Source organism: Thermoflavimicrobium dichotomicum (assembly GCF_900114055.1).
Taxonomy (GTDB): Bacteria; Bacillota; Bacilli; order Thermoactinomycetales; family Thermoactinomycetaceae; genus Thermoflavimicrobium; species Thermoflavimicrobium dichotomicum.
In genome coordinates, this window is the sequence record NZ_FORR01000013.1 from 40,306 (window position 1) to 53,233 (window position 12,928).

Sequence of the window (12,928 nt, forward strand, 5' to 3'; positions counted from 1 at the left end):
CAGTCAATCATCGGATGAAAAATTTGTGAATAAAAGGATGAACCCTATGCAGAAAAAAGCAATTACGGAACGTTTGAAAGAAAAGATTCTGATTATCGATGGTGCAATGGGAACCATGCTCCAACAGGCCAACCTGACAGTAGCGGATTTTGGCGGTGAGGAGTATGAGGGGTGCAACGAGCATCTGAATTTAACCCGCCCCGATTTGATTCGTGAGATTCATGCTTCTTACTATCGCGCTGGAGCGGATATTGTTGAAACAAACACATTTGGTGCAACTCCGATTGTTTTGGCAGAATACGGACTGCAGGATCAAACGGAAGAAATCAATTTGGCGGCGGCGCGTTGCGCGATTGAGGCGCGAGATGCATGGTCGACTCCCGAGTGGCCTCGTTATGTGGCCGGAGCGATGGGACCGACCACCAAAACCTTATCCGTCACAGGTGGAGCTACCTTTGACGAAATGATCGAATCGTATTATCGCCAGGCCAAAGCGCTCATTCAGGGTGGAGTGGATTTGCTCCTGTTGGAAACTTCACAGGATACCTTGAATGTAAAGGCTGGGAGCATTGGAATTCGGCGGGCTTTTGCGGAGTTGGGCGTTGAGATCCCGATCATGATTTCGGGAACCATCGAGCCGATGGGAACGATGTTGGCGGGACAAGGCATTGAAGCGTTCTACTTGTCCATTGAACATCTGAAGCCGATTGCGGTCGGGCTTAACTGTGCGACAGGTCCAGAGTTTATGAAAGACCATATTCGTACGCTATCCAGTCTGGCTACCTGTGCCGTCAGTTGTTATCCCAATGCCGGTCTGCCTGATGAAGATGGAAACTACCTGGAAACTCCACAGGCTTTGGCGCAGAAATTGGCCGATTTTGCCGATGCCGGTTGGTTAAATATGGCTGGGGGATGTTGTGGAACAACGCCTGACCATATTCGCGCGATCGCAGAAGTGATGAAAGGAAAAAAGCCGCGTCAACCTGTTACCGAACATTTGCCAGCGGTTTCCGGGATTGAGCCGGTTTATTTGGAGCCGGACAATCGTCCGCTTTTGGTAGGGGAACGGACCAATGTCATCGGCTCTCGCAAGTTTAAGCGCCTCATTGCAGAAGGGAAGTATGAAGAAGCGGCCGAAATCGCACGCAAACAAGTGAAAGGCGGAGCGCAGATCATTGATGTGTGTTTGGCAGATCCAGACCGGGATGAGTTGGCGGATATGGAAGCCTTTTTGCAATATGTGACCAAAAAAGTGAAAGTGCCTTTGATGATCGACTCCACCGATCCCAAAGTGATGGAGCGGGCTTTGACCTATTCGCAAGGAAAAGCGGTCATCAATTCGATCAATTTGGAAGATGGGGAAAAGCGTTTTGAAGAGGTGGTTCCGCTTATCCATCGTTTTGGTGCGGCAGTGGTGGTTGGAACGATTGATGAGGTTGGTATGGCGGTGACGAAAGAGCGGAAATTGGAAGTAGCAAAGCGCTCTTATGATTTGCTGGTGAACAAATATGGACTTTCGCCGCAAGATATCATTTTTGACCCGCTTGTTTTCCCGGTGGGAACCGGTGATGAACAATATATCGGTTCAGCATTGGATACGGTAGAAGGGATTCGCTTGATCAAGGAAGCCATGCCAGAGTGCGCAACCATTCTGGGGATTTCCAATGTTTCTTTTGGTTTGCCTGGAGCAGGGCGTGAAGTATTGAATGCCGTTTTCCTGTATGAATGCACCAAGGCCGGACTCGACTACGCCATTGTCAACACAGAAAAGTTGGAGCGCTACGCTTCCATTCCCGAAGAAGAACGCCGTTTGGCTGAAAAGTTGCTGTTTGAAACGACGCACGAAAACTATGAACAGGTTCTCAATGAATTTACTGCTTTTTATCGCGAGAAAAAAGTGGAGAAAAAAGAGCCGATCTCCCATCTTTCATTAGAGGAAAGGCTGGCACGATATGTGGTGGAAGGAACCAAGGATGGTTTATTCGAGGATCTGGACGAAGCCCTTAAAAAGTATACACCGTTGGATATTATCAATGGTCCATTGATGGCCGGCATGGATGAAGTGGGCCGGTTGTTCAATGACAACCAGCTGATTGTGGCTGAAGTACTGCAAAGTGCGGAAGTCATGAAGGCATCGGTTGCTTATCTGGAGCCCCATATGGATAAAGCAGAGACCCATACCAAAGGAAAAGTCCTCTTGGCAACCGTCAAGGGGGATGTCCATGATATCGGAAAGAATTTGGTTGAAATCATTCTTTCCAATAACGGATATGAAGTAGTGAATTTGGGAATCAAAGTGCAGCCAGAAACGCTGATTGAAGCCGTTCGAAAAGAAAAGCCGGATATTATCGGCTTATCTGGATTGTTGGTCAAATCCGCACAACAGATGGTCATTACCGCTCAAGATTTGAAGGCAGCCAAAATCGATCTCCCGATTTTGGTCGGTGGAGCAGCACTGACCCGTAAGTTTACAGAAACACGGATTGCTCCCGAGTATGATGGTTTGGTGCTGTATGCCAAAGATGCCATGAATGGACTGGAACTGGCGAATCGACTGGTCAATCCAGCCGATCGGGAACGCCTGGAAGAAGCGCATCAGGAAAAACTTGCGAAAAATAAAGAGTCTGCACCACAAGAGTCAACAGGTCAAACCACCACTTCCACGATCACGCGAAGCCCGATTGATCAGAGTGCACCGGTCTTTGTCCCTCCAGATCTGAAACGGCACATCTTTCGGGATGTTCCGCTGGGTCATTTGCGTCCCTATCTCAATGAACAGATGCTGTTGGGGAAACATTTGGGGATTCGTGGCAAGGTGGAAGAACTTATCCAAGCAGGCGACGAGAAGACCGTGGAACTGAAGAACAGGGTGGATGAACTTCTCGCTTATCTGGAAAGAGATCAAGTGCTTCGTCCGCAAGGAATGTATCAGTTTTTCCCGGCTCAGGCAGATGGCAATGATATCCTGATTTATGACCCAGAAGATCAAAGCCGTGTGATCGAACGCTTTTCCTTCCCGCGTCAAAGCAAACCACCTTATTTGTGTTTGGCAGATTTCCTTAAACCAGTGGAATCGGGTGTCGTGGATTTTGTCGGATTTTTGGCCGTGACAGCCGGAGACGGTGTGCGCGAGTTATCGGAGCAATGGAAAAATAGCGGAGATTACTTGCTCTCTCATATGCTGCAAGCGCTGGCCCTGGAATTGGCGGAAGCATTTGCAGAGCGATTGCACCAGGTCATGCGGGATCGATGGGGCTTCCCCGATCCGGTGGAGATGACGATGAAGGAACGGTTTGGTGCCAGATATCAAGGCATTCGTGTTTCGTTTGGGTATCCTGCCTGTCCGGATTTGGAGGATCAGAAGAAACTGTTCCGGCTGATCAAGCCTGAGGATATTGGCATTCAACTCACGGAAGGCTGCATGATGGAACCTGAAGCTTCTGTATCGGCAATGGTGTTTGCTCATCCACAAGCCCGCTATTTCAATGCAGTATAAAAGGAGGGGAGAATGGTGCGCAAAAAAGGATTGAAAGAGTATTTGGCCGATTCTCTGTTAGTCGGCGATGGAGCGATGGCCACTTATCTGTTCCAACAGGGGATCTCGATCGGCCAATGTAATGAAGAACTGGTACTCAGTAATCCAGCGTTTATTGCTCATGTGCATCAAGCATATTATGAGGCAGGAGCGCGCCTGATCGAAACCAATACCTATGGGGCTAACCGGGAGCGCTTGGCACGTTATGGTTTGGAAAGCAAAGTCATACGGATCAATCGGGAAGCTGTGAAAATCGCCCGTAATTCCGTAGGAGAAGATGCTTATGTGGTCGGCTCGATCGGCTCGATCTGTGCGGGCCGGGTCGCAGCTTTTGATGAAGAAGAATATCGGGATATGTATGAAGAGCAGGCCACTGCCCTACTTCATGCCGGAGTTGATGGCATTATTTTGGAAACTTTTTTGGACTTGAAGGAACTCCTGATTGCTGTCAAAGCGATACGCCCGTTGACCGATTTACCTTTGATCGCTCAGTTATCCATGATTGAGGTAGGGAGAACACGGGATGCCTTTACGCTCTCGGACGCTTTGCAGCAATTGGCTGATCACGGTGTGGATGGAGTTGGAATCAACTGTCGTTTGGGGCCGATGGAGATTTTGCGGAGTTTGGAAAAGACCGTGATTCCTGAGCATTTGATTATCTCAGCCTTTCCAAACGCAGGACGGCTTGGGATTGATGATGGTGAGATGACATATAAATCAGATCCTGAGTATTTTGGGGAAACAGCACCGCTATTGGTAGAGCAAGGGGTGCGATTAATCGGAGGCTGTTGTGGTACCACTCCAGAACATATCCGCCAGATCGCCCAAGCGTTGGATGGGAAGAAGCCAGTCCCGAGAAAAAATCCGGAACCGAAATTAATTGAGGTGGTCATCCCTGAAGTTGCCGAAGTAAAACTGAAGAAAAACACCATTGTCGATCGCGTGAAAAAAGAGCGTACCATTATCTGTGAACTGGATCCTCCGAAGGACTTGGATATTCACCGTTTCTTACTGGGTGCTCATCGTTTGTCCCAGGCAGGGGTCGACATGATTACCATGGCTGATAACTCCCTGGCAACCGCACGGATGAGCAACCTCGCTTTGGGAGCGATTCTGAAATCCCAGCTGGGCATCGAGCCGTTGGTGCACGTCGCCTGTCGTGACCGAAATCTGCTCGGGCAACAATCCCATCTGATGGGCTTGCATGCACTGGGCATTGACCAAATTTTGGTCATTACCGGTGACCCCACACGGATGGGGGATTTGCCAGGAGCAAGCTCCATCTATGATGTGACCTCGTTTGAACTCATTCGCATGGTGAAACGGTTAAATGATGGGATTTCTTTTTCGGGTAAACCCCTCAAGCAAAAAGCCCATTTTGTGGTTGGAACTGCTTTTAACCCACATGTACAAAAAATCGAGGCAGCTGTTGCGCGTTTGAAGAAAAAAGTGGAGGCCGGTGCCGACTTTGTCATGACCCAGCCCATCTATGACGAGCAAGGGATCCTGGAGTTGTACGAAGCGACCAAGGATATCGGGATTCCCGTCTTTGTGGGAATCATGCCCCTGACGGGTTATCGGAATGCGGTCTTTTTACATAATGAAGTGCCTGGCATTAAAATTCCAAAGTCCGTATTGGAACGAATGGAAGCGCAGAAAGATAAAGAAGCGGGCCGGAAAGAAGGCGTCCAGATTGCCAAGGAGCTGCTCGATGTGGCGATGGAAAAGTTCAATGGCATTTATCTGATCACGCCGTTTTCTTACTGGCAGATGACAGAAGAACTGACACAGTACATCCGGGAAAAAGATCGAAAGTGTTTGGCGTTGGAGGCGTAGATGGGAAAACAAGCACTCCGTGATTTGGAGTGCTGAGATTGTTGACAAACCCTTGGCTTTTGTCGCAAGAAGAGGGCCAGGGGTTGCATGTTTCAGGAAAATAAATAGATAAAGGAAATTGGGGATAGAAATAGGGGAGATTACAAAACCTTATCCTCTCTTCGCGAGAAATAGGGCCATTTTTTTGATGTTTGGGCCACGGCAATCACGTGGATTGTTCTCTGACTTTGACAAGCCCCCTGTAGCGTGCGTAACATAATTTTCAGGCAGAGGAGATTGTTAAATAATGGAACTGAGAGAGATTTTGCATTTAACCCCTTACAAGTTATTACAAGGAAGCCTTGATATTGAAGTGGACGATATTGCTTTTGATTCTCGGAAAGTAACTCCAAATACAATGTTTGTCTGCATTCCAGGATTCAAAAGAGATGGACATCAGTTTATCCCACAATCCTTAGAAAAGGGAGCAACCGTACTCGTGGTAGAAAAAGAAGTATCTCATATTCCAGAGAATGTGACGGTTATCAAGGTTGAAAGCTCTCGAAAGGCCTTGCCCCAACTGAGCAGCATCTTCTTTGGCGAACCAACCAAAGATGTCAATCTAATAGGAATCACAGGTACAAATGGAAAAACGTCTGTCTCATTTCTAATTTCTAAAATCCTAAGAACGGCTGGTCGTAAAGTGGGAGTCACTGGAACCGTTTGCAAGCAGGTTGGTGACAAGGTAATTCCGTTTGATACAACAACTCCAACAACTCCAGAAGCTTCTGATTTACAACGTTTATTTAAATTAATGTTGGATGAAGGCGCACAAGATATTGTGATGGAAGTCTCCTCAATGGCATTGGAATTAGGGCGTGTGGATGCCTGTCGCTTTAAGGTGGGGGTTTTTACGAACTTTACACAGGATCACTTAGATGATCATGGAACCATGGAAAACTACAAAAATGCGAAGCTTAAGTTGTTCAATCGATGTGAAGCCAATGTTATCAATTTAGACGATCCATTATCAGCAGAAATTTTGGAAATAGCAACTGGATCAATCATAACATATGGAATTAATCATCAGGAAGCAGATCTTACAGCGAGTGACATTATAATCAGTGCTGAAGGTGTTCGATTTACCATGAATTACAATGGGGATGAACAGTGCATATTCTTAAGGATTCCAGGTAAGTTCAGCGTATATAACGCTTTAGCAGCTGCAGGTGCTTGCTTAAATCTGGGAATCACACTAAAGGAAATTGCGGATGGATTAGCGGCAGTAAAAGGTGTCCGTGGGCGATTTGAAAGTTTCCATACACCTGGAGGTTATTCTGTGATCGTGGACTATGCTCATAGCCCTGATTCCTTGGAAAATGTTTTAACTACGGTTAGAGAATTTGCCAAAGGTAGAATTATTACTGTTTTTGGATGTGGCGGGGATCGGGACCCAAGCAAGCGTCCTAACATGGGGAAAGTAGCTGGTCAACTCTCTGACTGTTGTGTTCTTACCTCAGACAATCCCAGATCAGAAGATCCAATAAAAATCTTACAGGATATTGAAGTAGGCATAAAAGAAACAAACTGTCCATATAAGAAGTTTGTAGATCGAAAAGAAGCTATTTATTTTGCTATGCAATCAGCTCAACCGCAAGATGTCATTATCATAGCTGGAAAAGGCCATGAAAACTATCAGGAGATTAAGGGAACCAAGATCCGCTTTGATGATGCAGAGGTTGTAAAAGAGTTTCTTTCCATCGGCCAAAAATAAACAGTGGAAGGTAATAAGGTACAGAGAAGCTTACGAAGCAGTCACAGAATACCTCCGTTTACACGGTTAAATCCTTTTAATGAATGATGATCAATGGATTTTTTCAGCTAGTTTTGATAAAAATTCATTTCTGGAGGGCATAAGCTCAACATTCCAAGTCCATCTGGCGGCGGATCATTCAGGGGGTAAAGGCGGCCAAACTGGCCACCTAACCAAACGAATAGCCCCTTTATTTGTTTTTTCAGCCAAAAGGTCATCCCCTGTCATCCCGACAAGGCTTGATCCACCTCTCCCAAGACTTTTCCAATGCTGTCATGGACAATGATATCAGCCAGGTGATCCAATTCCGTTTCCGTTTTATTGATAATGGCGATCCTGGCTCCTGTTTCTTTTGCAAGTTCGACCAATCCGGCAAAGGGATAAACCGTCAGCGATGTGCCCAGAACAAGTATGGCATCTGCTTTCTCCACCTCCTGTACGGCAGAAGACCAGGAATCAGGATTTAACTCTTCACCAAATAACACGATGGGAGGGCGGAGGTTACCATTGCATCTCTCTTCCATACATTTTTCGATTCCTTTCCGATAGGAGTCGGCTGGGTAAGCTCTCTGGCATTCCGTACAGATCAGGTGTCTCAAGTGACCATGCACTTCGATCACATGCTGGCTTCCAGCCTGTTGGTGAAATCCGTCGATATTTTGTGTCAGAATCGCCTTGAGATACCCTGCCTTTTCCCATTTGGCCAGAATTTGATGCCCGATGTTTGGCCGGTATTGCTGGAGGTCTTCGATCCTGTTTCGATAGAATGCAATAAATTCACTCGTCCCGATCGCTTTTGGACTTGCGATCTCATAGGGATTTTTTCCATACCACAAACCGCCGTGGGATCTGAAATCAGGCAATCCACTTTCTGTGGACATCCCTGCGCCTGTGAGTGCAACAAAATATTTGGATTGGAGGATCAAATCGACAATCTCTTTCATCAGCATCACCATTTAAGTTGAAGTTTGGAGCGGAAAACCGGGATGGTACAATCTCCAAATGAAGGTAATATCACCAAATAGCAAGTGCCATCTTTTCCATCCATTACAAATCAGGAGTTCCAGATCCAAGTTTTCATTGATTGGTTTCTCTTCCGTTTCGGCCAAATCTCTGTATTTGATTCTACCACTTTTTTATAATGAAACTGAACACTGAGGATGTTGCATTATTCGATAAAAAATTCTGCATGATACGAAATGAGGGATGAGCATGCTGGAAACATTGGATCAGATCAATTGGAAAAGTTTGGTCCATGCATATGGATCGGCCGAAGATGTTCCCGGATTAATTCGGGATTTAACTTCCTTAGATGAAAAGGTTCGTCAAAACGCCTGGGGAGCACTGTACAGCAACATTTGGCACCAAGGGACGGTTTGTGAAGCTGCGGCGCGTGCCGTTCCATTTTTCATTGAGCTATTGGAGTATGAATCTGTTCCCGATCGGCATCTAATCCTTAACTATCTCTTTTACTTGGCCAACGGTCTTACCTATTTTGAACAGTTTGATATTGATGAAAAGTATGATGAAGCCTTTCAGATTAACGATAAGGTAGATTGGGTTAAGGAATCACGCCAGGCCGTTCGCAAGGGTATTCCTGTTTATGTGAAGCTGTTAAATCATGCGGATCCAAAGATACGAAGTTCAGCAGCATTTTTGTTGGGGGAGATTGGGGAGCAAACTGAAGAAGTTTTACAACGATTACGTTCTCTGTTACAAAACGAACAGGATCACATGGTGAAAGCAAGTGTACTGTTAAGTCTGGGTGATTTGGGAGATCAGCATTCTCAAACACTCGCAATGACGAAAGCATATATCCAGGAAAAATATTCTCTTCTCGCCCTCGTATCCGCATTGGCGATTTTACAAATTGATCCCAGATATAACGAGGCAATCCAACTGTTGGTTCATACATTAAAAAAACCGGATGATCCTATCATTGATTTGTTTAGTCAACTTCCTTGGAATTATTATTATTCTAGCTGGGGAGCCATTTTAGATTCTCTTAAATACTTGCCTAGAACCGAGGTCCTTCCATATATCCCCGATTTGGTTGAAGCTTTTAGAAATAGCGATTCAGGGGAATTGCTCTATTTCGAAGTATTATTACATATTGTTTTTACGAAGCAGGAGGCGAAACTTGCCGTAAATGATTTAACGAAGGAACAAAGGTTGGTTTTGCAGGCCATTGCTGAATGTGAACCGATTTGGAAATATGCAGGTACTACGTTGTCGTTAAAAGAATATGGTTTGCCTTCTTTCAAAAAACGGGAGGAATTAATGGATTATCTGGCGGGATGATGAAGGTTGCAAGAACTCCGGTTCCTTATGCTAGGGAACCGGAGTTTTGAGTATGGTGGACAGAAAATATTACTTATGGATGTAATATGTATAAACATAGTGGATACATTGCTAGGGAGGTTTTTTCATGGCTCCTATCGTTCAGAAATGGGAAAATGGCCTAGAAATACGCATTCCCAAACATTTGGCGGAAAAAATCAGGCTAAAAGAAGGGGAAGAAGTGGATTTTCAGATCAAAGGGGATGCGATCATCATTCGAAAAAAGAAAAATGGTTTAGAATCGCTATTATCTCGAATCACCCCTGAAAACTTGCACGGAGAAATAGACACCGGTGGCTCTGTCGGGAGTGAATCGTGGTGAAGCCATAAAATTGCAATTCACCACTTCACAATCCTAAATTATATGGTATGATAACTAACAAATTTTCTATCATTCACAGAATCATAAATTGATTTAGAGGAGAGTCGAGACGTAGATGAGATACTTAACTGCAGGAGAATCACATGGACCGCAATTAACCGTCATTATTGAAGGACTGCCAAGTCAACTTCCTTTTGCGAAAGAAAAAATCGATTGGCAACTGCAGCGTCGGCAAAAAGGGTATGGACGCGGTCGCCGGATGCAGATCGAATCGGATCAGGTCCAGATTTTATCCGGAGTGCGTTTTGGCAAGACGACGGGGGCGCCTGTAACCCTTGTAATAGAAAACAAAGACTGGACCCATTGGCGGAAGATCATGGATCCATATTCAGCCTGGGAAGAAGCGGAGAAACGGCGGATTTCCCGTCCGAGACCCGGACACGCTGATCTCAATGGGGCGATCAAATATGGACATCGGGATATGCGCGATGTTCTGGAACGTTCGAGTGCGCGTGAGACAGCTGCACGTGTAGCGGCTGGAGCGGTTGCACGGCTCATTTTGGAACAATGCGGGATTCAAGTGGCTGGGCATGTGGTACGGATTGGCCAGGTTGAAGCGAAACGGGTGGAATTGCCTTTTGCAGAAATCATCGAACGCTCTGAAGCATCTCCTGTTCGCTGTCTCGATCCCGAGGCGGAAGTCCGTATGATGGAGCTGATTGATCAAGCCAAAAAAGAGGGCGATTCTTTAGGTGGAATCGTGGAAGTGATTGTGGAAGGTGTACCGATTGGCCTGGGCAGCCATGTACATTGGGATCGGAAACTGGATGCCCGCATCGCTCAAGCCATTGTGAGCATTAATGCCTTCAAGGGGGTTGAGTTTGGGATTGGCTTTGAAGCAGCGGAGCGAAAAGGTTCAGAAGTGCACGACGAGATTATGTGGTCAGAGGAACGGGGATTTTATCGGGCGACCAACCGGTTGGGAGGCTTTGAAGGCGGCATGACCACGGGTGAACCCATTGTGGTACGTGGAGTGATGAAGCCGATTCCTACATTATATAAACCGCTCAAAAGTGTGGATATTGATACAAAGGAACCGTTTGAAGCAAGTATTGAACGTTCTGACAGTTGTGCAGTGCCTGCAGCAAGTGTGGTAGCTGAAAATGTGGTGGCCTGGGAAATCGCCCGAGCGCTCATGGAAAAGTTTCCGGCCGATACAGTGGATGAACTGGTTGAACAGGTAGCCAAATATCGGGAACGGACGTTGAGGTTTTGAGTATGCGAAAATTAACCGTTTCATTGGATCATTGTACTTATCCCATTTATATTGGGGCCGGACTGCTTTCACAGCTACCCGTTTATTTGGATGAAGTGGGAATTGTCCCTGACCGGAAACTGATGGTGATTTCAGATACGCAAGTAGCTCCGCTATATGGTGAAAGGATACTTGCTTCCTTGAAACAACAGGGGTATCAGGTAGATATGGCTGTTGTTCCAGCAGGAGAGTCAAGCAAGAATCTGCAGCAATTTGAATATTTAATAGGGGAGTGCCTTCGCTTTGGACTCGATCGGCAAAGTGTCATCTTGGCCCTTGGTGGTGGTGTGGTTGGAGACCTGGCTGGCTTCGTGGCAGCGGCTTATATGCGAGGGATTCCCTTTGTTCAGATTCCGACAACGCTTTTGGCACACGATAGCAGTGTAGGTGGTAAGGTCGGCGTCAACCACGCTTTGGGTAAAAATGTGATCGGGGCATTTCATCAACCCGCCATGGTTCTGTATGATGTCGATACATTAAAGACACTCCCAACACGCGAACTGATTTCAGGCTTTGCTGAAGTGATCAAGCATGGTTTGATTTGGGATGCTGATTTTGTTCAGTGGTTAGAGAAAAATAGTGCGGAGTTGCTAGCTCTTCGCCCGGAAAAAATGATTGAAGCGATCTATCGTGGATGTGAGGTGAAAGTGGCGATTGTCTCGCAAGACGAGAGAGAATCCGGTTTACGTGCCATTTTAAATTATGGTCATACGATCGGGCACGCCCTTGAGGCGGTTTCCGGCTATATTCACTATACCCATGGGGAAGCGATTGCGATTGGGATGGTAGGGGCGGCCAGGCTTAGTGCAAAGGTTTTGGGAACCGATGAATCTGTGGTCAGGAAGACAAAAGAGCTGCTCGAAGCCTTCCAGCTTCCCACTCAATATGATGGAGAACGTTTTCCGGAAGATCGATTGCTTTTGGCGATGAAACGGGATAAAAAAGTACGAAACGATGAGTATGCTTTTGTCTTGACCAGGAAAATCGGTCAGGTGGAAGTGGTTCGTGGTATTGCAGAAGAAGAGATTCGTGCTGCGTTACAGGAATTGCGGAAGGATTGTTGACAGAATAGGCCGAGAAATCGAGACTGTTGACAAAAACGCCATATAACGGAAACTTTGTCAACAGACTGAAGATGGTTTTTCTTGCAAAGTCATAGGGGTGTAAAAATAGAAGTGTTCACGCAAAAAGATCGATAGAGAAAAGCACATCAATGGCTAGCAGCCAGAGGTGAGGAGGAACACTATGGGAGTGAGAGGAATTCGTGGAGCGACAACTGTTCCACGAAATGAGCCAGAGGAAATTCGTTCAGCGGTCAGAGAGCTCATTTTTGCCATTGTCCAGGAAAATGATCTGAAGCCTGATGAGATTGCGAGTATTACGATTACTTCCACACCCGACCTGAATGCAGCATATCCAGCTTCTGCGATTCGGACCCTTCCAAACTGGGAGTTGGTCCCCATTATTGGGGCGTGTGAATTGGATGTTCCTGGCAGTCTGCCACGTTGTATTCGCTTGATGATTTTGGTGAATACGGATAAATCGCCACAGGAAATTCGACACGTGTATCTCAATGAGGCCATTTCGCTTCGTCCTGATTTGGCTGAGAAAAATGTCATTGACAAATAGAAGTAAATTCGGTAAATTCATTAATAAATAGGAGACGAGTTGAGTGTGAGTCAAGGGAAGATCAGGTTAGCCATTTCATAGAGATCGTGGATTCTAGGAAAATGTTTGGCTGTTTGTCAAGATAAGGAAATATGGACGCTGTTTGAGCTGAGCGGAGTT

General features: G+C 46.1%; 9 protein-coding genes. 8 read left to right on the plus strand and 1 reads right to left on the minus strand.

Features of this window, described 5'->3' with window-relative positions:
* Window positions 1-46: 46 nt before the first annotated feature.
* The 3 genes from metH to BMZ78_RS12735 all read left to right on the plus strand — a co-directional run bounded on the left by metH (window position 47) and on the right by BMZ78_RS12735 (window position 7,124).
* Window positions 47-3,496, plus strand: coding sequence for a methionine synthase (gene metH, locus BMZ78_RS12725; protein WP_093230809.1), 3,450 nt, complete (start codon window positions 47-49; stop codon window positions 3,494-3,496).
* A gap of 12 nt (window positions 3,497-3,508) precedes the next feature.
* Window positions 3,509-5,371 carry a bifunctional homocysteine S-methyltransferase/methylenetetrahydrofolate reductase gene (locus BMZ78_RS12730; protein WP_093230811.1) on the plus strand — a complete coding sequence of 621 codons (1,863 nt, stop codon included), beginning with the start codon at window positions 3,509-3,511 and terminating at the stop codon, window positions 5,369-5,371.
* Window positions 5,372-5,657: 286 nt separating this feature from the next.
* Window positions 5,658-7,124, plus strand: coding sequence for a UDP-N-acetylmuramoyl-L-alanyl-D-glutamate--2,6-diaminopimelate ligase (locus BMZ78_RS12735; RefSeq protein WP_093230812.1), 1,467 nt, complete (start codon window positions 5,658-5,660; stop codon window positions 7,122-7,124).
* 263 nt (window positions 7,125-7,387) lie between these two features.
* On the opposite strand, the gene BMZ78_RS12740 is transcribed toward BMZ78_RS12735, so the two are convergent.
* Window positions 7,388-8,107 (minus strand): NAD-dependent protein deacylase, encoded by a 720-nt coding sequence (locus BMZ78_RS12740; protein WP_093230814.1) that lies wholly within the window; start codon window positions 8,105-8,107, stop codon window positions 7,388-7,390.
* A 268-nt stretch (window positions 8,108-8,375) separates the two neighbouring features.
* Between BMZ78_RS12740 and BMZ78_RS12745 the strand changes: the two genes are divergently transcribed.
* The 5 genes from BMZ78_RS12745 (at window position 8,376) to aroH (ending at window position 12,769) form a co-directional block, all read left to right on the plus strand.
* Complete coding sequence (locus BMZ78_RS12745) at window positions 8,376-9,464, plus strand: HEAT repeat domain-containing protein (RefSeq protein ID WP_175482461.1); 1,089 nt, start codon at window positions 8,376-8,378, stop codon at window positions 9,462-9,464.
* Between the two features lie 127 nt (window positions 9,465-9,591).
* Window positions 9,592-9,825 carry an AbrB/MazE/SpoVT family DNA-binding domain-containing protein gene (locus BMZ78_RS12750; protein WP_093230817.1) on the plus strand — a complete coding sequence of 78 codons (234 nt, stop codon included), beginning with the start codon at window positions 9,592-9,594 and terminating at the stop codon, window positions 9,823-9,825.
* Between the two features lie 115 nt (window positions 9,826-9,940).
* The gene (aroC, locus tag BMZ78_RS12755) at window positions 9,941-11,101 is read left to right on the plus strand and encodes a chorismate synthase (protein WP_093230818.1); all 1,161 of its coding nucleotides are present in this window, start codon (window positions 9,941-9,943) and stop codon (window positions 11,099-11,101) included.
* Window positions 11,102-11,103: 2 nt separating this feature from the next.
* Window positions 11,104-12,204 (plus strand): 3-dehydroquinate synthase, encoded by a 1,101-nt coding sequence (aroB, locus tag BMZ78_RS12760; protein WP_093230820.1) that lies wholly within the window; start codon window positions 11,104-11,106, stop codon window positions 12,202-12,204.
* A gap of 181 nt (window positions 12,205-12,385) precedes the next feature.
* Window positions 12,386-12,769 carry a chorismate mutase gene (gene aroH, locus BMZ78_RS12765; RefSeq protein WP_093230821.1) on the plus strand — a complete coding sequence of 128 codons (384 nt, stop codon included), beginning with the start codon at window positions 12,386-12,388 and terminating at the stop codon, window positions 12,767-12,769.
* The last annotated feature ends 159 nt before the right edge of the window (window positions 12,770-12,928 follow it).

Bases quoted from the DNA above. Each gene is read 5' to 3' on its own strand.
- aroH (WP_093230821.1), top strand. From the start codon at position 12,386: ATGGGAGTGAGAGGAATTCGTGGAGCGACAACTGTTCCACGAAATGAG.
- aroB (WP_093230820.1), top strand. From the start codon at position 11,104: ATGCGAAAATTAACCGTTTCATTGGATCATTGTACTTATCCCATTTAT.
- BMZ78_RS12745 (WP_175482461.1), top strand. From the start codon at position 8,376: ATGCTGGAAACATTGGATCAGATCAATTGGAAAAGTTTGGTCCATGCA.
- metH (WP_093230809.1), top strand. From the start codon at position 47: ATGCAGAAAAAAGCAATTACGGAACGTTTGAAAGAAAAGATTCTGATT.
- BMZ78_RS12730 (WP_093230811.1), top strand. From the start codon at position 3,509: ATGGTGCGCAAAAAAGGATTGAAAGAGTATTTGGCCGATTCTCTGTTA.
- BMZ78_RS12740 (WP_093230814.1), bottom strand. From the start codon at position 8,107: ATGAAAGAGATTGTCGATTTGATCCTCCAATCCAAATATTTTGTTGCA.
- BMZ78_RS12735 (WP_093230812.1), top strand. From the start codon at position 5,658: ATGGAACTGAGAGAGATTTTGCATTTAACCCCTTACAAGTTATTACAA.
- BMZ78_RS12750 (WP_093230817.1), top strand. From the start codon at position 9,592: ATGGCTCCTATCGTTCAGAAATGGGAAAATGGCCTAGAAATACGCATT.
- aroC (WP_093230818.1), top strand. From the start codon at position 9,941: ATGAGATACTTAACTGCAGGAGAATCACATGGACCGCAATTAACCGTC.